The sequence below is a fragment of the Pseudoalteromonas sp. HL-AS2 genome (assembly GCF_031198805.1).
Classification (GTDB): Bacteria; Pseudomonadota; Gammaproteobacteria; order Enterobacterales; family Alteromonadaceae; genus Pseudoalteromonas; species Pseudoalteromonas nigrifaciens.
In genome coordinates, this window is the sequence record NZ_CP133571.1 from 2,322,727 (window position 1) to 2,344,288 (window position 21,562).

The 21,562-nt window shown below is 38.3% G+C and carries 19 protein-coding genes; 5 read left to right on the forward strand and 14 right to left on the reverse strand.

The features are described from left to right. Positions 1 to 60: 60 nt before the first annotated feature. The 4 genes from RB215_RS10805 to RB215_RS10820 are packed head-to-tail and all read right to left on the reverse strand — an operon-like array spanning position 61 to position 2,757. A complete protein-coding gene (locus RB215_RS10805) occupies positions 61 to 411 on the reverse strand; it encodes a hypothetical protein (RefSeq protein WP_309216364.1) in 351 nt (116 codons plus the stop codon). Between the two features lie 55 nt (positions 412 to 466). After that, on the reverse strand, positions 467 to 1,369 hold the full coding sequence (locus tag RB215_RS10810) for a cation diffusion facilitator family transporter (RefSeq protein ID WP_309216365.1): 903 nt from the start codon (positions 1,367 to 1,369) through the stop codon (positions 467 to 469). Then, the gene (locus RB215_RS10815; RefSeq protein WP_309216366.1) at positions 1,356 to 2,087 is read right to left on the reverse strand and encodes a transglutaminase-like domain-containing protein; all 732 of its coding nucleotides are present in this window, start codon (positions 2,085 to 2,087) and stop codon (positions 1,356 to 1,358) included. The genes RB215_RS10810 and RB215_RS10815 overlap by 14 nt, the downstream gene beginning before the upstream one ends. A 55-nt stretch (positions 2,088 to 2,142) precedes the next feature. Beyond that, a complete protein-coding gene (locus RB215_RS10820) occupies positions 2,143 to 2,757 on the reverse strand; it encodes a cation transporter (RefSeq protein ID WP_004588888.1) in 615 nt (204 codons plus the stop codon). 77 nt (positions 2,758 to 2,834) lie between these two features. Here RB215_RS10820 and RB215_RS10825 point away from each other — a divergent pair, with 77 nt between their 5' ends. The 3 genes from RB215_RS10825 to RB215_RS10835 all read left to right on the forward strand — a co-directional run bounded on the left by RB215_RS10825 (position 2,835) and on the right by RB215_RS10835 (position 4,160). Further along, a complete protein-coding gene (locus tag RB215_RS10825) occupies positions 2,835 to 3,224 on the forward strand; it encodes a Cd(II)/Pb(II)-responsive transcriptional regulator (protein WP_004588889.1) in 390 nt (129 codons plus the stop codon). A gap of 42 nt (positions 3,225 to 3,266) precedes the next feature. Beyond that, the gene (locus RB215_RS10830) at positions 3,267 to 3,644 is read left to right on the forward strand and encodes a MerR family transcriptional regulator (RefSeq protein ID WP_004588890.1); all 378 of its coding nucleotides are present in this window, start codon (positions 3,267 to 3,269) and stop codon (positions 3,642 to 3,644) included. Positions 3,645 to 3,746: 102 nt separating this feature from the next. Next, positions 3,747 to 4,160: a MerC family mercury resistance protein gene (locus RB215_RS10835; protein ID WP_309216368.1), complete on the forward strand. Its 414-nt coding sequence runs from the start codon at positions 3,747 to 3,749 to the stop codon at positions 4,158 to 4,160. A 54-nt stretch (positions 4,161 to 4,214) separates the two neighbouring features. Here RB215_RS10835 and hrpB (RB215_RS10840) read toward each other — a convergent pair whose 3' ends face one another. The 7 genes from hrpB (RB215_RS10840) to RB215_RS10870 all read right to left on the reverse strand — a co-directional run bounded on the left by hrpB (RB215_RS10840) (position 4,215) and on the right by RB215_RS10870 (position 15,758). Beyond that, positions 4,215 to 6,713 carry an ATP-dependent helicase HrpB gene (hrpB, locus tag RB215_RS10840; protein ID WP_309216370.1) on the reverse strand — a complete coding sequence of 833 codons (2,499 nt, stop codon included), beginning with the start codon at positions 6,711 to 6,713 and terminating at the stop codon, positions 4,215 to 4,217. Between the two features lie 114 nt (positions 6,714 to 6,827). Continuing rightward, entirely contained in the window at positions 6,828 to 7,241 is a 414-nt protein-coding gene (locus tag RB215_RS10845; RefSeq protein WP_197121248.1) for a hypothetical protein, read from the reverse strand. Continuing rightward, positions 7,241 to 9,373: a hypothetical protein gene (locus RB215_RS10850; RefSeq protein WP_309216373.1), complete on the reverse strand. Its 2,133-nt coding sequence runs from the start codon at positions 9,371 to 9,373 to the stop codon at positions 7,241 to 7,243. Before RB215_RS10850 ends, RB215_RS10845 begins: the two co-directional genes overlap by 1 nt. Next, positions 9,363 to 11,312 (reverse strand): hypothetical protein, encoded by a 1,950-nt coding sequence (locus RB215_RS10855; RefSeq protein ID WP_309216374.1) that lies wholly within the window; start codon positions 11,310 to 11,312, stop codon positions 9,363 to 9,365. The genes RB215_RS10850 and RB215_RS10855 overlap by 11 nt, the downstream gene beginning before the upstream one ends. After that, complete coding sequence (locus tag RB215_RS10860) at positions 11,312 to 12,751, reverse strand: site-specific integrase (RefSeq protein ID WP_309216376.1); 1,440 nt, start codon at positions 12,749 to 12,751, stop codon at positions 11,312 to 11,314. Before RB215_RS10860 ends, RB215_RS10855 begins: the two co-directional genes overlap by 1 nt. Before the next feature lie 62 nt (positions 12,752 to 12,813). After that, complete coding sequence (gene hrpB, locus RB215_RS10865; RefSeq protein WP_309216377.1) at positions 12,814 to 15,195, reverse strand: ATP-dependent helicase HrpB; 2,382 nt, start codon at positions 15,193 to 15,195, stop codon at positions 12,814 to 12,816. Between the two features lie 149 nt (positions 15,196 to 15,344). Continuing rightward, a complete protein-coding gene (locus RB215_RS10870) occupies positions 15,345 to 15,758 on the reverse strand; it encodes a group II truncated hemoglobin (RefSeq protein ID WP_011328874.1) in 414 nt (137 codons plus the stop codon). Between the two features lie 265 nt (positions 15,759 to 16,023). Here RB215_RS10870 and RB215_RS10875 point away from each other — a divergent pair, with 265 nt between their 5' ends. After that, on the forward strand, positions 16,024 to 16,221 hold the full coding sequence (locus tag RB215_RS10875; RefSeq protein WP_011328875.1) for a CsbD family protein: 198 nt from the start codon (positions 16,024 to 16,026) through the stop codon (positions 16,219 to 16,221). A gap of 62 nt (positions 16,222 to 16,283) precedes the next feature. Here RB215_RS10875 and RB215_RS10880 read toward each other — a convergent pair whose 3' ends face one another. Together RB215_RS10880 and RB215_RS10885 are read right to left on the reverse strand one after the other, a co-directional pair. Continuing rightward, on the reverse strand, positions 16,284 to 16,997 hold the full coding sequence (locus tag RB215_RS10880; RefSeq protein WP_309216380.1) for a hypothetical protein: 714 nt from the start codon (positions 16,995 to 16,997) through the stop codon (positions 16,284 to 16,286). 188 nt (positions 16,998 to 17,185) lie between these two features. Then, the gene (locus RB215_RS10885) at positions 17,186 to 18,160 is read right to left on the reverse strand and encodes a transposase (RefSeq protein ID WP_089368564.1); all 975 of its coding nucleotides are present in this window, start codon (positions 18,158 to 18,160) and stop codon (positions 17,186 to 17,188) included. A 137-nt stretch (positions 18,161 to 18,297) separates the two neighbouring features. Between RB215_RS10885 and RB215_RS10890 the strand changes: the two genes are divergently transcribed. Continuing rightward, positions 18,298 to 18,786 carry an Sbal_3080 family lipoprotein gene (locus tag RB215_RS10890; protein WP_011328878.1) on the forward strand — a complete coding sequence of 163 codons (489 nt, stop codon included), beginning with the start codon at positions 18,298 to 18,300 and terminating at the stop codon, positions 18,784 to 18,786. Between the two features lie 135 nt (positions 18,787 to 18,921). Here the strand turns inward: RB215_RS10890 and metH are convergent, their stop codons facing one another. Then, positions 18,922 to 21,552, reverse strand: coding sequence for a methionine synthase (gene metH, locus RB215_RS10895; protein ID WP_309216381.1), 2,631 nt, complete (start codon positions 21,550 to 21,552; stop codon positions 18,922 to 18,924). Positions 21,553 to 21,562: the final 10 nt, after the last annotated feature.

The following is a 21,562-nucleotide window of genomic DNA, read 5'->3' on the forward strand; positions in this document are numbered from 1 at the left end:
TTATAAACACGAACCCTTTATCCTTCTCATGGACAAATAGGTCATTAAAAATCAATCTAATTAAGAAATGGGTGGGCGAAGTATCGCTTCAAGAAAGGTACTTGTTTGATCAATTTGATAAGGAGTTTTATTGATAATATTTAGCTTACCATCGACATTTGAATTACTGACTAAAATCCAAGATAAATGGCTGCCACTGCAATGTCCGCAGTGATGACAATCCTTTACATCGTGCTGTTCATCATCTGTATTATCATTTAAAACATTTCGATCATCTGCATGATCATGTTGAATTTGAAGGTGCTCTATATCTATCTGGTGATTCTCAGGTGTTGCGGATACAACAGCAGTTAACGATTGCAAAACAATCGAAACGACTAATAGTATTTTTAACGCAACATTGAATTTCAAAATAAACACCTACTTAAATATGAAAAATTATAATATCAAAAAAAGGTTTTCTAAACTAGCCATGCGCATGTTTTTCATGCTCGTCACGGCAAGTTTCTTGAGGAAACTCAAACTCAATGGTTGTATGAGATAAATTATAAGAAGAAAGTTCCTTAGCCACTTGTTGTTTTAGCCTAATTAATTTATCAACCTCAAAGTTATGGGCTAACTCTAGGTGAGCAGTTAATACGTGACTTTCCCCGTCTAATGACCAAAAGTGCATATGATGAATCCCATTAATTTCAGGTATAGCCTTTATCGCTTTTTCAATATTATTCTGCACTTCTTCATCAGGTGTAGCTTGAAGAAATAGTGCCAATGTTGTTTTCAGGTTTTTCAAAACGTTAAACAATATAAACAGTGTAAAGCCTATAGAAAGCAAAGGATCTAATATTGGTAGATCTACAAAAAGCAGCACGATAGAAACAATTAGGACTGCAACCCAGCCAAGTACGTCTTCAAGCAAATGCCACGTAAGTACTTTTTCGTTCAGCGTTTTACCCGCTTTTAGTTTAAATACTGCATACCCATTAACAGCAACCCCAAGTAATGCAAGACCCAACATTCCTTCAGCCATTGGCATTTCAGGATTAGATAATCTTGGTATTGCTTCAAATAGCACCCAGACAGAACCAATAACTAATACAATACTGTTAATTAATGCGCCAAACAGGGTAAGACGACGATAGCCATAGCTAAATCTATCGGATGCTTCTTTATCCGAGAAACGACTCAGTATCCAAGCGAATCCTATAGATAAACTGTCACCCAGGTCATGTACAGCATCAGCCATAATAGCGGTACTGTTGGTTAGCCAACCACCAATAAATTCGATAATAGTAAATGAAACATTAAGGAAAAATGTCCAACCTATACGGTTGTCTTTTCCATGCGAATGGCTATGGCTATGATTGTGCATTTTCCACCTCAAGAACTTTTAAATTTCTTACATTGACTACGTTAAAATTGATAAAGTGACGGATCACTCGTTGATACATCCAACGTTTGATTCCTGATAAGTTAGTTCCTTTTTCGAGATAAAACTCATCAGGGGAATTATAAACACCAAAATCATCATGAATACCTTCTTTTTGTATATAGGTATCTTGACCACGCCAATCTGTATCTGGCGAAGAGAAACACTTTGTTGCAACACCATAACCACAAAATTCGTTTTTTATTTGACTAAATTTGTGCTGTAGTGAACTTAAATATTGTTCATCTAATATAAAGCCTTCTAAGTTTATCCAACGATCCTTGAAATAAACTTCAATCCAACTATGAATGATATATTTAGGTGCTAACCAAAATACATAAGTTGGAATAGCTCCTTTTTGTAATCGCTGCTCAATAGTAAAGCCGTGAAAACGACATTGAATACCTAATCCTCGTAACAAAGCCATCAGCAAGTTACCCTTGGTATTGCATTGTCCGTAACCATCGGCTAAAACACTGCTTGCTGAAATATCATCAATCTCATTGTAACCAAATAATATTTCATCTTTAACAAATTGGTAGGCTGCACCAATTTTGTTGAAGTCATCGAGTTCTTGCCAATTACGCTCAGAAATTAATGATTGAATTGTAGAGTGTTCAAAATTTACTATCTTGGTTTTTTCTAGATATTTGCTATTCATTGATGTTTCCTTACTTTGAACAACCAAAGGTTGATTGTTTATCTTCATTTGGTGTTTAACGTGTTTTCTCAGCAACAGCTAATTCTTGTTTAGCATCGCTTAGTATTCGGTAAGCGCCTCGAAGAATTAACATTGAAATGATGCTACCAATGACGATATCAGGCCAACGCTGTTTCAGCACCATAACGAGTATGCCTGCGATAACGACACCAAGATTTGCAATTACATCATTCGCTGAAAATATCCAGCTAGCTCTCATATGTACTTCATCGTTGTTGTGCTTTCGAATAAGGATGAGACAAATCACATTTGCAACTAAAGCAACCATGCCTACGCCAATCATAAACCAAGAGTGAGGCTCACTTTCACCATACAGCCTTCTAGCAATATCCATTAGAATTAGCACGCCTAACCCCAGTTGGAAATAGCCACTCACTAAAGCAGCATTAGCCTTATGTTGGATTGACTTTCCCACCGCGTATAGTGCAATTGCATAGACGATTGCATCCGCTAGCATGTCTAACGAATCTGCAATTAAAGCCGTTGATTCTGATAACCAACCAAAGCCAATTTCAAAAACAAACATCGAGGCATTGATAGCCAGAAGCCAATAAAGCACCGTTTTTTGCTGGTTATCTTTTAGCTCAACTTCACACCCACAATCGCTCATTTTCATCTCCGATTAACTTGTATGCTCTAACTATAAATCCTATAGTGACTATAGGGTCAAGTTTATTTGGAAATTTTATGAAAATTGGTGAGTTATCGAAAACATCGGGGTATTCAGTACAAACCATCCGATATTATGAAAAGGAGGGCTTGCTGTCAGATCCTGATCGCACTGAAGGGAATTTCAGGTTGTATTCTAATAAGGCATTTAAAGAGCTAGAGTTCGTAAAGCATTGTCGAAGTTTAGATATTCCGCTTAATGATATTAAGCGACTCATTGAATTAAAAAACAAGCCAGAGGAGAGTTGCTCTAGTGTAAATGCATTAATTGATCGGCAACTAACTTTAGTTAATCAACGAATGAAGGAATTGAATGCACTCAAAAAAGAGTTAAAACTAATGGCAAGCTCTTGCGGGTCTGACGGTACAATTGAAGTCTGTGGCATTATCAAGTCATTAGATAGTTGAACTAAATATAACTTTAGATTAGTAGTATTCACAAAGGCAATAATGAAAACCATTGGCAAATTAGCACAATCATTAAATTTAAATGTAGAAACCATTCGTTTTTATGAACGAGAAGGACTGATTACACAACCTGAAAAACCAATATCTGGTTATAGACAATATGACGAATCAATAGCAGGACAACTTAGGTTTATCACAAAAGCCAAAGCGCTCGGCTTTACGTTAAGAGAAATAAAATCGCTAATGTCTATGGACAGCAACTGCGCTCAAGTTGAGCTATTAAACCGACAAAAGTTAGCAATCATTCGAGACAAAATTAATGACCTTCAACGTTTAGAGAAAGTAATTGTGGGTATGACAAATACCTGTATGCAAAACGAAGATCCAACACATTGCCCCATAATTGACTCATTAAAATGATTGACTCCGTACTTGTATACGGAGTTTAGAATGATGGTAATATCAACCAATAGACTTTCAAATGATAAATAAAATATTAGACAGAGTAGGCTCTAGTGGCGTTTGGCTAGCGGCACGGCCTGCCTCCCTGCATTAAGGTCACTTGCATCGGCATTAGGACTAGGCTTCTTCTCTCACTTCGAAGGAATAGCTGTAAATACGCTTTTACCTATTTTTGCATCTTTGGAACTATTGGTAAACTTATACAACTGGCACAAAAATAAAAACCATACCAGAGCTGTCTTCAGCATTCTAGGGCCTGTAGCAGTGCTATTAACGCTTTATCCTCTTTGGCTATATGATTGGAGCACATACCTATTTTACTTTGGTATTTGCTTAATGGTCGTTATGTCGGTTTTGGATATCGTAAAACCAGTAAGGGAGCAAACATGCAACGTATGGCTAATTGCCGTCGTTGAAACGATTAACGGTCAATGTCTGCTTTTCGCTCAAAGCCGCCAGTCAGGCGAAGTCTAACCCGTTCTTTTTAAACTGTAATATCGGATATGAGTTACTACACTTAAACCCATTCTATCTTTTCTTTTTTATAGAATGACCAGGCTTTTCTTCAAGCGGCTTTTCAGGCCAACGATGTTTCGGGTATTTACCGCGCATATCTTTGGCTACATCAAAATACGAAGAACGCCAAAAATGAGCTAGATCACTTGTTGTTTGTATTGGCCTCTTAGCCGGAGACAATAACTCAAATCTCATAGCGACTTTACCCATTGCTAGCATTGGAGATTCAAGCTGGCCAAACATTTCTTGCAATACAACAGATACAGTGGGCCCTTGATTTTCATCGTACCTAATTAGTACTTTCTTGCCACTAGGAGTGATGTAGTTAGAAGGTGCACAAGCATCCAGTACCTGCTGTTGCTCCCAAGTTAGTTTAGCGTTTAAAATTGAATAAATATCTTTATTTTTCAATTGCTTTAAGCTTTTTACATCTAAGGTATAAGGTATAAGCCATGTATCTAAGTTTTTTAGTAAAACGTCTTCATTTATATTCGGGAAGCTTTCGACAACACTATGTAACCACTGACATTTTGCCAGCCAACTTTCACACTTGGCAGTCCAATTTAAAAATTTAATGCCTTCTTCTAATAAGACCCCCTTAATACAGGAGTTGAATTGCTCATCAGGAATTGAATTTAGCTTATCTTCTCTCATAACTAAGCTCATATACTTATGAACTCGTCTACCAATTATATTTTCTTTCTTAGCATCTAATTTATAATAAGTGTCTAATTTATATTCTCCATCCAAAACAGCATTAATTTGTTCAAAGGATATAGGTACAGAGCTATAAATAACACCACCTAAATTTTTCCCATCGCAATCACAAACTACAAGCCAATTACTCCCAAAAAGACTATCAGTAGTCTTTAAAGTAACCCCTCTTCCATTTGCTAACAAATAGTCTTTGCTATTAGGATTTCTGATTTTAGCTAACCTATCTGGGTATGCTTTTAATAGCAGTTTACCTATTAGTGGTTGAAGTTCAGCCAAGGTAGTATTATGAGGAACTAATGTAACATTTAAAGCATTTAAGAATGATTTCACCAGTTTTATAACTTGCTTTAAAACTGATTTATTAATATTGCTGGCTTCACTACTTTTTTTAACTATAAAACTTTCATATATTACAACAAACCTTTCTATAAGATCTGAATTCTCCGCATTAAGTAAAATATCCTTTTCAGATAAAAGAGCAACTAAGATACAGGCAGTAAGAGTTTCATTTTCTGTTTCACACGAGGTAAGCATAGCTCCAAGTCTTGAGCCAACACCTAGAGATAATACTTTTTTACCAAGTGAAGTGATTTTGTGTGAGTTATCGATCAATCCTAGCTTAAAGTTTAGATCACACGCTACATCGAAGTGTTTCTTTGGCGGAGCCGTTAGCCAATTTACGTCATCATAATTTAGTACTCCCCAGCCTGATAACTCGAGCACTAGATTACTTAGGTCTGTAATACTTATTTCTTCAATTTGAAAATCTTTCAACCCTTTTTGCTCAATTTCCCCCCAAAGTCTAATACAAAGACCTTTTTGAGTTCTACCTGCTCTACCTGTACGTTGATTAGCTGACGCTTTTGATATACGGCTGGTATCTAACCTTGATAATCCACTCTTAACATCGAATGTCATTACTTTTTCTAGACCGGAATCAATAACGATACTAACACCGTCGATTGTTAGACTTGTTTCGGCTATATTTGTGGAAAAAATAACTCGCCTTTTACTCGACTTATTTAGAGCTAATTCCTGCTTTGTAAGTGGCAAGCCGCCATAAAGAGGTAAAGTTTCAACATTTTGAGGTAAGTAGCTCTGAGCAGCACTCATACATCGATTGATTTCTGCTTGTCCTGGTAAAAAAATTAATACATCCCCTAACGGTTGCTCTTTTAATACTTTATCCAACAAACCTTTTATATAAATAGATAGGTGAGAAGATGGTCTACCAGCATATTCGATTTGGACAGGAAAAGTGCGTCCTGGGCATTTTATTATTGGCGAATTATTTAAGTATTTTGACAGCAAGTCAGTATCTATGGTTGCAGACATAACAAGTAACTTCAAATCATCTCGATACGCCTCCTGCACCTCTAATGCTAAATTTAGAGCAAGATCAGCATGAATCGAACGCTCATGGAATTCATCAAAGATTATCAACCCTACGTCAGTTAGCTCTGGATCATTTTGTATTCTTCGGGTCAGAACTCCGTCAGTTACAATTTCAAGTATAGTATTTTTTGATTTTTTACGTTCATTTCTTATCTGGTAACCTACTGTTTCGCCTACATTCTCGCCTAACAACTTCGCTAGATAATTTGCAATGGATCTAACTGCAACTCTACGAGGCTCCAACATTATGACTTTTTTACCTGTCATTAAGTTTGATTTAATGAGTTCAAGTGGAACTATTGTAGATTTACCAGCACCTGGTTCTGCCTGCAAAACTAAGTTGTTGTAGGACTCTAGGCTAGTTAATATTTTGGGAATATAATCTTTAATTGGTAACAAAAATACTTCTCTATTTATATTGTTTATTAGAGTCTAATTTTCGAGAATTAAACTCTAATATCTGCTAAATCATTTAGTTTATCGACAAGAATAATTGAGGTGTACTTTTAAACGTCATTTCTGCCGTATGTCCATAACGTTATTTAGCCTATTCAAATCATTTTCTAGCTCTTGTAAACGGGCTAACAATACAATTTCTCGTGATAATGCTTTCTCTAGAGCTTCTTCTGTCAAAGTTAGCCTCTTTTTGACGCTTTTAATTTTTTTGTTATGTCGCTCCGTTATTTCAGATTTAGATAAAGTACTACTTTCAGGCGACTTTTTAGCGTCTTTAATAGCCTGCACTATCCCCTGGTGATTATCACGATCATTTTTTATATAACCTTTGTCGTGACCAGCTTCTTGAGAAACAATAGAATTAGTAATTTGACTTAACTCTATACCACTAAAATCACTTATACGAGGGCAGCCTTTTACTAATCGTTCAAGAGCCTTGTAACATTCTTGTAACTTCTTTGTAGTATTCATTACTCTTCCTTTATATCAATTATTCTATCTTCAATACCTATTGCTCTGCTTTTGATTTTAAAGGTTTTATATCTTAATAAGTCATCTAACTCTGATTTTGTAGATAAGAACTCAACTGAGTCCTTGTGGTACGACTGAAGTTCTTTTTCCGTCGATTTAATTAAAGCATCTATGTTTTCAGACTTAATAGCAGCGCATTTGCTTGTTAAACAATCAGCAAATTCTCCTAAAATAGAACAGCTACAAATCTCAGCATTAGTGCATCCCCCAAGTAAAGTTCTGCGGTAGTTAACCTCACCTTCGTAAACTTTTTTTGAAGTGGTTTCAATAAACTCCTCTACTAAAACTTCACCTTTCTTCAACTGAGATTTTTGCCTCTCAAAGTACCCCCCTACCTTGCCGTGTAAACTACTTGTTTCACTTAATAAATCTTTTAATAACCTTTCTGCCGTATCTAATGACATGCCAGTTTGAAGTTCATAAGCGATATGATTTAATGGAAGAACATACTCTTTTGCCTTTACATCGTAATGACCAAAAATCGTCATTACGTTTTCATTATTGCGGCTGTAATATTTAGTCATTTCTTGTGATAAATGCTTAAACTGCTTTCTTAAAGTAGCCAAAGAAACAAACCCACTATTTACAGCGTAAAAAGCTAAAGATCGTCTAAACTGATGGGTAGTTATAGGCCAGTGACTTCCAATGTTAAATTCTGGTGATTTAGAAAAATCTCTTTCCGGATCACTAGCAACTAAAACGTCATAATCATCACTACCGATAATGAAGGAGTCCCTTTTTACAAAATATTTACGTTCATTTTTTGGAGCAGAAAAAATCTTTGTACCTGTGGCAGACTTATCTCTCGTGTATATTATTTTGGTACTTAAAAGAAGACTACATTTTTTTGGTTCAAGTCCAGCTATGTATGCGATCCCCCTAACAATAGCTCGGAGTACTTCGATAGCTTCTAAAACAATCGTGTGCGCTAACCAGGCCTCCTCCTCTTTATATCCAGTAAATTTAGTTGTTGTTGAAATGACCTTAACAATTGCTTTTGATGAAGGTATAGAATCACTATCATCAAAAACATAATTATCGGTTGGTTTATCTACGACACAATCGTAGCCTAGTCGATTAACTTCATCATTTCTCATACCCGTGTATAAATGAATTAAATGCTTCATTTCATACTGAATTACACCCAAACGGGCTGCTAATTCTTTTCTGCTTTTACAATTAAAATCGGGGTGTTCAAATAAACTATTTAAATTATGAGCATTTATGGCCTCATCTAGTGTAGGTCTAAATGATCTGTCCTTTGGCTTTATGAGATCACCAACCATCCTATCTTTTTGGCTCAAAATACATAAACCAAAATAAGGATCTGAGAATTCCTTTATAAAACACTCAAGCTTTAAAGAGTTTTTCTTAAGAAACCCAACTCTATCAGTTAAAAAATTTACTACCTCAAGGTATATTCGCGTCGGAATTAAAGGATGTTGATTATGTGGTATTCTTTTATGTAAGTGCTGGTAATTAACAACCTTATATCCTAAATGCTCAATACCTATAATGTTTAACTTTTTCAACAAAGCATGTAAACGCTGTTTTTGCCTATTGTTAAGAGTTTTTACATAGAATGCTAGGTAGTTTTTATTAGTAAAAAGTTTTTGAAGGCTCAGCCTACCAATCATTTTATCTTCTTGAGTATCTATACAAAAGCGAGCAGCCGATTTTGCAACATTTGCATACCTAGTTAAGGTAGATATAGCTAAACTACCCGCAACACCTGTATTTATAAAATACATCAAATAAATAACTATGGACTTAACTTCATTAATAAGTTCTCTATCTTTAGTAGCGTCTGAAGTACATATAAGGTCTTCAAAATTAATAACTTCGCTGGATTTAGATGATAGAATGTATGGGCTCAAATCCCATTTATCATTTTTATAAATAGCCGTTGGTACATTTTGCTTATTTCTACATATAATAAATTCATCAGGAATATTACCTTTAGAATAACTCAAGCATAGTGTGTCTGGGGCACTCTCAGATGAAACACGTAACCCGTTGACACTTAAAGCTTGGTTAAATAGGCGGTTAGTGTAGTTTTTATTATAATTCAAAACTTTCTCCTATATTTTCCTCTGAAAAAATCATCCCCATAGATTCATATCTTTGGAGACGATTTTCCCAATAAGGAGTAAGCTCTCCGTAATTAAAAACTCGCTCACGATACAACTTGACGTTTTTAGCTCCCAAAGACGATTTTGATTTAATTTTTAATAAAATTTGTCTTACTCTGGATGAAAGCATTAAGAGAAGCTCTTTGGACTTTGCCATTTCAGATGAAGCATTCATTACACCTATTACTATATAGAGTAAGCTAAATAACTTATGAACGTCGTCTTCATCATTGGCATGGCATACGTAATGTTTACAAAACAAACACCCATATTGGGATACACAATCAGGCTTTATAGGCGGAGCGTCTATAGCAGGTTCAGGCTTTTGATAGTCCGTACAATGCCCTGCAGCTACACTAAGGTGCTGTCCATCATGAGCATCTTTATTAAAGCTTATGTGTTGTATAGCTTCATGAGCTGACTCCCAAAAATTACTGAATTCTGACTTTGCAACTTCAGGGGAAACTTCAAGATAGTGAGCCTCATTTGTTCTTTCAGAATGACCAAGAACTTCTGCAACTGTTTCTTTAGAAACTTCTGGCTGCTCATGTAAAAATATACTTTTAGTTTTGCGAAACTGCCTTGAAGTAAGCACTTCAAAGCTAGCTGGCATAAAAACACCTATAACTTTCTTTCTCTGAAAGCCCCTTATAGCGCTTGCATCTACTATACAAGGTTCCCAAGATTTCACTTTAAGACTAAAAAAAAGTTCATCAAAAACTTTACCGTCAAGTACCCATTCTCTTAACCTAATATAGTGTTTAAAAAGTTCTACTGCTCCATGAGCTAGTTCATACTGTATAATTTTCCCACTGGCTCTGAATTTAACTACTTGATAGCTTTTTTGTGTTACAGACTTAGCCTTTTCAAAGGCACCATCGAATTCAATTTTTTTCATTTCACTTACGTAAGAGCCTGAGAGCATCATAAATAACATTTGAAATGCCTGCATAGCTGTAGTTGCGAATGCTCTGCGACATTTTGCACGCATATTAGTGTTGGCTTCATCTAAGTAAGTTTTGGTTCTTCTTAAGTTGCTTGCGAGCTCGTTTTTGCATTTATCAGGCCTTTTAGCACAATATTCTTCGATCGTGACTAATCGACCCTCTTCATCATTGTAAACATCTGTAGGGCAACTATAAAAAGGCGTTACACGATGATTTGCATATGGAAATAAATATGTTTCATAGTCCGGCATTTTTAAGAGAATTGGTAGGTGTTCATTGTTTACTAAGCTTTTGGTTAGCCCTAGCGCTAAACTCTTATATATCTCATAACCAAACCTAATCTCATCAAGCTCACGGGGGGGGGTAGGTTTAGATTTGCCACTAAATTGAATAGTATTTTTTATTATATGATCAAAGGTTCCTCTTCCGTGGCCTATTAGTATAAGAAAAGCGATGCTGACTTGCTTAAGTTTAGCCTGATATGCGGTTAGCTCACCTACATTAAGCTTATGCCTCAAATCATGGGTTATCATCTCATAAACTTTTGACGTATCGTCGAAACTTTCTAAGAAAGCGCCAGTCTCTTTGTAACCGTCGATTATATTAAATGCTTTTCTAACTTTGGCTATTAAACTATTTAAACTCGACTCTCTATAACCACCGGTAATAATATACTCGATAAACCTCTTAAGAAAAGTACATCTAGCTGGTAAAAATGACTCAAGAACAACCAAATAATCAGTATTTTCATAACTAGACATTTTGATAACAAACTTTCTATCAGAGTAAGCAATTGCCCCCATATCGATTGGGTTTTTTTTCCCCGAGTTAGGCAAATACAACCTAAGCATTTCCAGATGTAACAACTCTTTTGATGCAAGATCATCAAGTGTAGCAATATAAGTTTTTCTCTGTGTATAATTTTTATCCATTATATAAAGTCCATTTTAGTGCCATATAAGTCAAATACTCGTTCTTCATAAAGTTGCTGTGCAACCAGCCTTTTATCTATTGAATCAAAGAGCTTGAGATAGTTTTCAGTTACTTCTCTATTGCTATGATGTAGCCTTTTTTGAACCATTGAAATTATATCGCTATCCGTTATAAGTCCTTTTGCATATAGAGGTTGTAAAAACAGATAATAACGAAGAGCATAAGTAGCTCTTAGCCAATGAAACACAAAGTCACTTGGGAATTTTTCACTTACCAACTTACTTAGCTTTTTGCTCATATAGTAAGTATTTCTTCCCTGAGGCCGACTTCTAGTAAATATATACCTAGGGTCTGATTTAGCCATATAATGGGTTCCTCCAGAAGAAGAGATAAATAAATACATATCGTCTTCGTTTAATATGTTTCCATTGTTTTGTAAAAACTTTTGGCGCCGCCTCTTAGCTTTTTCACTGTTTGCGTAGCGAAGAATGCTTTTAGCTAATATTAATGGAAAGTAGAGAGCTTGTGGTTTGTTATACTTTGTGTCGATACCAGTACCAGGCCCAGCATTTACTTTAAAAGTACCATCCTTCAATAATTTTTCATCAGCAAATAATTTTAAATGCTTCATTCGCATTGTTAAAATAGATTGTTTTCTAGCTCCAACTTGAAGAGCTATGAAGTGCATAAGCCTTTCATCAACTCCAAAAGCATCAGTATTTAAACAACCTAATAGCTCATCTAATTCTTTATCTGTTAAAGGTCGTAGTTCTTCTCCATACTCTCTAGTGAAGCCAATACGCCTTGGCCTTGAAGAGTTGTTTACACTCAAACTCTGTCCTCGTTTTTCTGTTGCCATAGAGTAAAGCCCACCATGATGATTATGAAAATATCTATTCACCAATTTGACACTATCAACTCTCTCAATGTCGATTGAAGATTTATGCTGTTCAGATAGATACCGATAAAAATCATATACAACTTTCGTGCTTTGATTTAGCTTCTTTCGAGAGAGAGCACCTTCGTTTACTTGTTGTAATAAATGAAAAAAATATCTGTAGGTTGGCCTTTTAGGTTTTCGCCCACTAAAATCATACAAATCGATTTTAAGACCTTCACAATAAATTTTGTAATCAACTAATAAGCTAGCTTTTAACCTTATTGCATCAGAGCTTGAATACCCTTTGTCCCTATTTAAAGCTGACGTATATAAGAATAGATTTGCATCAGTCCAAGGAGATAAATCGCAGTTGAGGATATATGGAAACAAATATAGATCATGGTCCTCATTAAAATAGTGACTTGGAGTCACAAAATAAGCCCCTTTCTTACATATAATTTCTTCTGAGCTTTTATTAACCGGTGTAGTGCTTAATTCTGAATGGCAATGCCTTATATGCTTTATTAAAACGATCCGATTTCCTTTAGCAAAAGACATAATAGCCCCCTTTTTCACTGCATTATTGTCAATAACTTGTAACTACACATTACCAGTCAATCTTAACAATAGCACATGAGCTTGGGGTAACGCCCTTTCATTTCTTTTTGTACATCGCGATAACTGGTATTCCAAAAGTGCGCTAAATCTTGAGTAAGTTGCAACGAGCGTTTCCCCGGCGACAATAACTCCATCAGCAGTGGCAATTTCCCCTGCGCCAACAACGGCGTGCTGGTCATACCGTATACTTCTTGCATACGTACACTGAGCTTTGCAGGGCCTTCAAGCTGATATTCAATCCTAATATTAGAGCCGCTCGCTACCGTTAAACGCAGTGGCAGTAAGCTTTTTAAGGCACTTTGTTGTTGCCAGTCAAAACAATTTTGTAATGCCTCAAAGTAGTTAAACTTTTTAAGCTGCTCCAGGGTTTTAATATCTTGTAAAAATACACCTAGCCACTGCGGTGCCGTTTGAATAAGTTGTTGCTCGTTAATTTTCGGAAACTTTTCGCTCATTAGCTTACTTGCTAAGCTCATTCTAATTAATAGTTGCTCAGCGTCTTTTTGTTCATTAAACAGTGCAAAGCCATGTTTAGTAAATAAATTTAACCATGCTTTGGCGCGCTCACTTTTATCGAGTTTTTGCGCACTTGGCTGGCTAGTAAGCGTAATAGCGCCAAGTTTCACTTCGTCTTGATGGATAAAGCGTGCGGTTTTTTCATCAAACTCACAGCGAGTTTGCATGCTAAATAAATGCGGCAAATAAGCTTGCAGCTCAAATGGGCTAAGTGATGTGGCACTAAAAATACGCCCGCCTTTGTGCCCGCCCATAGTGGCAATTGCAAGGTAGTCGTCGTTATGCCAGTAACCGCGGTTTAACTCAGCGCCTGCACCATTGGCAAGTAAGTATCCACTGCCACGCTTTTTCGCGATTCGATCGGGGTAAGCAAGCGCCACCAGCAAGCTTAAGTGCTCGGTATTTAAATCGCCATTTGACTCTTTTACTTTTAAGCGACTTTGCCAATATTTTAATTGCTGCTTGAATACCGGATGTGGCCGTTGTTGTTGGCTATGCAGCGCTAAGCTTAGCTCATTAGCAGTATTAACTCGGCTTTCAAGTAATGCCACCAAATAAATAGCGAGTCGATAAATACCGGGGAGCGCTTGCTCTAATGCCTGCGCTTTTAATAGCATATGCGCCAAACGAATATCAGCGCCAAAGCCTAACATTTTACTGCCAAGCGGTGTGAGCTTGCCTTTGCTGTCTATGGCTTCAAGCATGCTAAGTAAGTTACTTGCCTGTATGCCTTGCTGCTCGGTAGGCTTATCAAGCAAGGTTAGCTCCTCAATGCTTGTCCCCCATTGCTTAGCTTCTAGCATTAGTTGGCTTATGTCTGATGTGAGTATTTCGGGATTGTCGTGACTATTACGGCGCTCAAAAGTTTGCTTAGAGCCAAGCCTATAAACCACACCTGGCTCTATTCGCCCTGCACGCCCTGCACGCTGCACTGCCGATGAGCGCGATATGCTTTGTGTTGTGAGTTCAGTAACACCGGTTTTTAAATTAAAGGTCGCGGCGCGGCGTTTACCGCTATCAATCACAATCCTTATGCCTTCAATGGTTAAGCTAGTTTCGGCCACATTGGTAGTAAGTACCACCTTGCGCATCCCTTCAGGCGCAGGAGCAATAGCTGCTTGCTGGTTGGCTTTATCTTGCTCGCCAAATAGCGTTGCCACTATACAATTGTTTGGTAAGTCAGTGAGTGCTTGTTGTACCCTGAGTATTTCGTGCTGCCCTGGTAAAAATACCAACGCGCTGCCTGTTTGCTCACTCAGTGCTTGTTTTATTATAGTGGGGATTGCATCAAGCCAGCGGCTTTCATCTTTTATGGGTATATATACTTCATCTATTGGATAGCTGCGCCCATTTGATTGAATTACAGGGCAAGCAAAAAACTCAGTGTAGCGCTGGGTATCAAGGGTTGCCGACATCAACATTATGGTTAAATCTTCGCGCAGCGCACTTTGAGTCTCTAACGCAAATGCCAATGAAGTATCGGCTGCAATAGAGCGCTCATGAAACTCATCAAATATCAGTAAATCAACATCGCTAAGATCAGGATCGTTTTGCAGCATACGAGTAAGCATACCTTCGGTAACTATTTCAAGGCGCGTATTAACACTTACTTTACTCTCACCTCTTATACGCAGGCCAACACTTTGGCCAACACTCTCGTTTTGACACTTTGCTAAGTAACTAGCAATATTACGCGCAGCTAAACGACGCGGCTCTAGCATTACAATACGTTTAAAGTGCCCATCACGCATAAGTTGCAGCGGCAACCAAGTAGACTTACCAGCACCCGGCGGCGCTTGCAGTAGCGTAATTGGGTTGCTTTGTAATGTTATTACGAGTTGTTGATATATGTTTTGAACCGGCAGCACAGCTATTTACCCTAAATTGCTTTACCGGCATTGTAACAAAAAACCGCAGCGTGACTGCGGTTGATGTTTAATAATTAATACTCTTTTACAAGCAACTAAGCTCAATAAGTTGCCCATTAGTTGCCCACTTTCTACCTATTAACTCTCTACTAGCTACCCGATACCATTCTAATGCGCTCTGCGGGTACGCGTAATTGCTGCATTAAATACACTTTAAACGACTCTGCATATGGCTGATCATCTACAGCTTTTTGCATGCATAATAGCCAAGCTTCACTTTCGGCAACGCCTACCGCCAAGTGTTTATGCGCCTGGGGAATGTTAATGCTGCCAAAATGCTCCGCGTACAGCTTAGGTCCGCCCATCCAACCTGACAAAAAGTAAGCTAACTTTTTACGCGACTGCGACAAGTCTTTACTGTGCATATCTCTTATGTGCTTAGCCTCTTTTAACTGTTGCATATAATCATAAAATGCATCAACCAGCTGGGTAATACCTACTAACTCCCCCGCCATTTTGTAAGAGCAATCTCCTACGCCATATTCACACACTTTAGTATCCATAACTCACTCATACCGTCTGTTTTATCGCAACATAATAACTTAAAACCTATATTGGATAAGCAATTATTACAAACTGCTATGTATATTTTGTATGCATTTAAAGAAGGACCACATAATTACACCCACCTTTTAGCCTTACTCTATTTATGATTGATATTAAGCTACTGATATTAATTACAAAAAATATTTATGCTTTTTTTTGGTATACGACTTGCTACTTTATAGTTGACTGTTAATTTCACTAATCTAAAGTAAGGAGCTACTTATGAACAGCGATCGTATCAAAGGTAATTGGAAAGAACTTAAAGGTAAAGCGCAACGTAAATGGGGCGACATAACCGACGATGATTTAGATAAAATTGAAGGTAGCCGCAAAGAGTTAGTTGGCAAAATTCAACAGCAATACGGTAAGTCGAAAGAAGAAGCCGAACGCGAAGTTGATGAATTTGAAAAAGACCATTAATTTTAGCTATTAGCTACTTAAAAATAACCGCCTTTGTTGGCGGTTTTGTTTTTGGCTAAACATTAATGAGCACTTATCACATCTTCAGCTAATAGTAGCTCATCGCCTTTATATACTTCGAGCCAGCCTGGCGGGGATGTATCGCAACCAATAATAGTTACCTGTAACACATAACTATAACGACCATTTTTAAACGTATAATTATGATTGCCACCACTGCCTTCAAATGTAATATCGCCATTTAGTAAAACCATATCAGGCTTGTCGCTTGGCTTTTTATCAATACCCCACACTGCATAACGAAAATTATGATCGCCTAAATCATCAACACGAATATGGTAGTTAGCTGTTTTCCAATCAAGTACTGGCTTTTCAAAAGTATTGATACTTGCATGCAAAGATTGCTTACCTTGTTTTATTAAGCTTTTAGCAAGTGCCTGCTCTTTAGCGTTTTGGGTATTTACAGCAATAATTTTACCGGCGGTATCTACCCACATAACGCCGTTATTGAGCATAATGCCGCGCCAACCTACACTATCCCAATCGGTATCAATGTTTGAACTGGCAATAACTGCGGTGAGTTCATCGTCAAACACTTCATCAAAGCGGTTAATAAGCTCAGCCTCATCTTTAATGTCAGGTATAGGATATCGTCGTTTTAATGGGTAATAAACAAGCGAGGTAATAGCTGCTTTATCGTCACCCTCAAAGGCAGCAATAACAGGTAAAGTGAACTCGTGATATTTTTGCTCAAGAGAACATAGAATGACACCCACCCTAATAATTAATCCCTTTGGTGTTTATCTAAATAAACATTGCTGAGCTTAAAATCCCCTTAGCTTTGACAATCTCTCTGCTTATTAAAATAATATTCAAATAACACTGTTTTTATTCATTTTTAGGCATGCGAAATACTGTGCTTTCACAGTGAGAGGGAATTACGGAGAGTTTTTGAAGTAAAATTTTAAGCCAGTAGCTTTTCGCAGTTACTAACGTTGGTGCGCCGCTTTCTGTTTAGGTGTTCGCAGTATCCTTCGTGTGACGCTGGGCGACCTACTGCACCATGAAATACGCGACTAAATTGTGTGGTGAGTTTTAGCCAGTTTTCGGGGGTAATGTTTACTCTTTGTAACAGGGGTAAAGTGGTACTCTCAATATGGCCTTTCTTGCCTTCGCGTATACAACGCCCGGTTAATTCTACTAGTTCAAGGTAAGATTTAAGCGCAAATGGTAATCCTTTCGCCATGTGCTTTTTTGATTTACCTGAAAAGCGCAGGAGTTGCTTCGGTTGCTTACCTGCAGTGGCACTTTCAATGCGTATTTTTACGCTGGTATGCTCTGATGTTTCTGGTGTTGTTGCTGCCTTTGCTCTTATTGGGTTTAAGTCAACATATGCCATACAGGCGATTAATGCGGCTTCATCTAAAAGGGCTTGTGATTTAAAACGTCCCTCCCAAAACCGTCCGGTACAGTTATCTTCTTTATTAGCTCTGCGCGCAATGTCTTCATTTAATAAGCGCATAAACCAACTGATATTAGCTAAGCGTTCTCGGTATTCACTGATTGTTTCATTTAGAAAGAGCCATTCAATTTTACTTAGCTCTTCACCTTGCAGATATTTGTTAGTGAGTACAGTGCCTTTACAAAGCCTGTGCCACCGCTGAATAATGGCTTTATCGGTTAGTCGCTTGGCTTTTTTATCATCAACATAGAGTACTAAGTGGGTGTGATTACTCATTACTGCATACGCGCACACATCGATACAAAATACGTTAGCGAGGGCAAGTAATTTGCTTTCAACCCACCCTCTGCGATGTTCATACGATTGATTAGTAAAGTTGTCTACGCCGCATAAAAATGCACGGCGTACACAGCGCGAAATACAGTGATAGTATTTTGTATCGACCAAACTAACCTGACGTTTTCTTGCGATAGCCATGTGACACCCTGCTTAATTATTGCACTAAAAAGAGCATAGTTAATTACACTGATATTACAAATATTAAGGTGGGTGTCTGTTTAATTTTTACCATGGTATTATTTATAAGATCTATATAATTATTGGAAATTAATTTAATGTTAAGATGCTTCACCGCTATATCTACAATATTGTTACTCTCTGGTTGTGCTAACAATGCAATTGTTGAGCTTCAAAAACTAGATTCAAAAAGTTTAACAAACAAAAATATACAAATAATCGATGATGGTAAAACTAAAGATTCAATTAAACATATCATTGCTGGCAAGTTAGATAAATACGGCTTTAAATATCAAATTGTCGATATTTCACAGTCTAACTCTAACGTAACAAATAACCCTAAGCTGACTTACTCTGCAAACTGGTGGTGGGACATGGCTAGTTATATGCGCTATTTGAACATTGAGATAAAAGACAACAGCCAAACTATCGCACTGGTAAAAATTGACACCGTGAAGTGTGGTGGTTTTGACAAGTTTGGTTCAGCCCAACGACGCACTGAGATCACCTTAGATTTACTCCTAAGTGACTTGAGCAAAGAAGAAGCCAATGAACTGATTTGTCTTGGTGGCCAACCCAAAAACTAATCTAAAAAATTGAATAATAAAATTAATGTGTTGTGGCCAATTAATTCTAGACACTGAATTAATTGGTCACAATAGTTGTTAAAAACGAGCCAAATTTGGCTCGTTTTTGTTTTACTGATAACTGACCGCTCCGCTCTATTCTGGATCATACCCCAAATTAGGCGACAGCCATCTTTCAGCTTCTTCCAGCGTCATATTGGTTCGTTTAGCGTAATCTTCAACCTGATCCTTTTGTACCGCTGCTACTGCGTAGTATTTTGCCTCAGGGTGTGAAAAGTACCAGCCCGAAACGGCCGCACCTGGCCACATGGCGTACGAGCTTGTTAGCTGCATGCCAATACGTTTTTCGGTGTCGAGCAACTGCCAAATTTTCTTTTTCTCGGTGTGCTCTGGGCACGCCGGGTAGCCTGGCGCTGGGCGAATACCTTGGTAGTTTTCGCGTATTAGCTCATCGTTTTCTAAGTTTTCATCTGGTGCAAAACCCCAGTATTCTTTACGTACTTGCTCGTGTAGGTACTCGGCAAACGCTTCGGCGAGCCTGTCGGCAACGGCTTTAATCATTATTTTGTTGTAGTCGTCTTGCTGGGCGTCAAACGCATTAGCTAGGTCGTCTTCTTCCAACCCCCCCGTTACTGCAAATGCGCCAAAGTAATCTGGCGTACCTTTTGGGGCTATATAATCAGCTAGGCAGTAGTTAGCAAAATCGGTTTTTTCGGTTTGCTGGCGTAAATGGCACGAGGTAGTTAACACCTCTTTGCGTGTTTCGTCTGTGTATATTTCTATGTCGTCGCCAACGCGGTTTGCCGGAAATAAACCAATTACACCCAGTGGTTGCAAACTGCCTGCTTTTTCAAGGTCGTCTAACATGTCGTTGGCGTCTTTAAATAAGCTTTGCGCTTGCTCGCCTACTACTTCATCGGTCATTATGCGCGGGTATTTACCAGCAATTGACCAGGTCATAAAATATGGCGTCCAATCTATGTATTTACGCAGCGTAGCTATAGATACGTTTTTAAACTCTTGCACGCCAAGCTGCTTAGGCACTGGTGGTGTGTAGTTATCCCAATCGAGTTTTGCAGCGTTATCGCGAGCACGCTGAATTGTCACTGGTTTTGAGCGTGGTTTTTTACGCGCTTGTTGCTCGCGTACTTTCACGTACTCGGCTTGTGTTTTTTCTAAAAAGTCACTTTTGTGCTCTTTCGATAATAAGTTTGAAACCACACCCACTGCACGGCTGGCGTTACTCACATACACTACGCCTTTATCGTACTGTGGCTCAATTTTAACGGCGGTGTGCGCTTTTGATGTAGTAGCACCACCAATTAACAGCGGCAGTTCAAAACCACGGCGTTTCATTTCTTTGGCTACGTGTACCATTTCGTCAAGCGATGGGGTAATTAGCCCCGATAAACCAATAATATCAGCTTTTTCGTCGATTGCGGTTTGCAGTATTTTATCAGCAGGCACCATTACGCCTAAGTCGATTACTTCGTAGTTATTACATTGCAGTACTACGCCAACAATGTTTTTACCTATGTCGTGTACGTCGCCTTTTACTGTGGCCATTACAATTTTTCCGTTGGTTGAACCTTCTTCTTTTTCAAGCTCAATGTAGGGATCTAGGTAAGCTACGGCGCGCTTCATTACGCGGGCCGATTTAACTACTTGTGGTAAAAACATTTTACCTGCACCAAATAAGTCACCTACTACGTTCATGCCGTCCATTAACGGGCCTTCAATTACGTGAATAGGTTTAGCGGCAGCTGCGCGGCACTCTTCGGTGTCTTCGTCTATAAAGGTAGTTATACCTTTAACAAGGGCATGTTCAAGGCGTTTTTCAACGCTCCAACTGCGCCATTCTAAATCTTCAACGCGCTCAGCTTGTGCCATGCCTGAGTACTTAGGCGCAAGCTCTACTAAACGCTCGCCTGCACCGGGGTCAGTATTGAGTATTACGTCTGTAACGGCTTTGCGTAGCTCTTCAGGTATATCATCGTAAACCGCCAGTTGCCCCGCGTTAACAATCCCCATATCCATACCCGCTTGAATAGCGTGATATAAAAATACTGAGTGAATGGCTTCACGTACTGGGTTATTACCGCGAAACGAAAACGACACATTCGACACCCCACCCGACACTTTACAGTGCGGCAAGTTTTGCTTTATGCGCCGTGTGCCTTCAATAAATTCGACCGCGTAGTTGTCGTGCTCTTCTATCCCTGTGGCTACAGCAAATATATTTGGGTCAAAAATAATGTCTTCGGGCGCAAAGCCAACTTCTTCTACTAATATTTTGTAGCTACGCTCACATATTTCAAACTTTCTATCGGCGGTAGCGGCTTGGCCGTCGGTGTCAAAGGCCATAACTACAGCCGCTGCACCAAAACGTTTAATGGTTTTGGCTTGACGAATAAACGGCTCTTCGCCTTCTTTTAACGAAATTGAGTTAACAATGGCTTTGCCTTGAATGCACTTTAAACCAGCTTCTATTACTTCCCATTTAGAGGAGTCGACCATGATAGGTACGCGAGAAATATCGGGTTCTGAGGCAATTAAATTTAAAAACTTAACCATGGCGGCTTTTGAGTCCAACATGGCTTCGTCCATGTTTATATCAATTACCTGCGCGCCGTTTTCTACTTGTTCGCGAGCAACTGTTAACGCGGTTTCATAGTCTTCTTCCATGATCAAACGTTTAAACATGGCGGAGCCGGTTACATTGGTACGTTCGCCGACATTAGTAAATACTGCTATTTTTTGAGTCATGTTGGCGGCT

Coding starts and splice junctions, on each gene's coding strand:
- RB215_RS10825 (WP_004588889.1), top strand. CDS start 2,835: ATGAAAATTGGTGAGTTATCGAAAACATCGGGGTATTCAGTACAAACC.
- RB215_RS10810 (WP_309216365.1), bottom strand. CDS start 1,369: ATGCACAATCATAGCCATAGCCATTCGCATGGAAAAGACAACCGTATA.
- RB215_RS10885 (WP_089368564.1), bottom strand. CDS start 18,160: ATGGCTATCGCAAGAAAACGTCAGGTTAGTTTGGTCGATACAAAATAC.
- RB215_RS10815 (WP_309216366.1), bottom strand. CDS start 2,087: ATGAATAGCAAATATCTAGAAAAAACCAAGATAGTAAATTTTGAACAC.
- RB215_RS10860 (WP_309216376.1), bottom strand. CDS start 12,751: ATGTCTTTTGCTAAAGGAAATCGGATCGTTTTAATAAAGCATATAAGG.
- RB215_RS10870 (WP_011328874.1), bottom strand. CDS start 15,758: ATGGATACTAAAGTGTGTGAATATGGCGTAGGAGATTGCTCTTACAAA.
- RB215_RS10890 (WP_011328878.1), top strand. CDS start 18,298: ATGTTAAGATGCTTCACCGCTATATCTACAATATTGTTACTCTCTGGT.
- RB215_RS10820 (WP_004588888.1), bottom strand. CDS start 2,757: ATGAGCGATTGTGGGTGTGAAGTTGAGCTAAAAGATAACCAGCAAAAA.
- RB215_RS10830 (WP_004588890.1), top strand. CDS start 3,267: ATGAAAACCATTGGCAAATTAGCACAATCATTAAATTTAAATGTAGAA.
- metH (WP_309216381.1), bottom strand. CDS start 21,552: ATGACTCAAAAAATAGCAGTATTTACTAATGTCGGCGAACGTACCAAT.
- RB215_RS10845 (WP_197121248.1), bottom strand. CDS start 7,241: ATGAATACTACAAAGAAGTTACAAGAATGTTACAAGGCTCTTGAACGA.
- RB215_RS10855 (WP_309216374.1), bottom strand. CDS start 11,312: ATGGATAAAAATTATACACAGAGAAAAACTTATATTGCTACACTTGAT.
- RB215_RS10875 (WP_011328875.1), top strand. CDS start 16,024: ATGAACAGCGATCGTATCAAAGGTAATTGGAAAGAACTTAAAGGTAAA.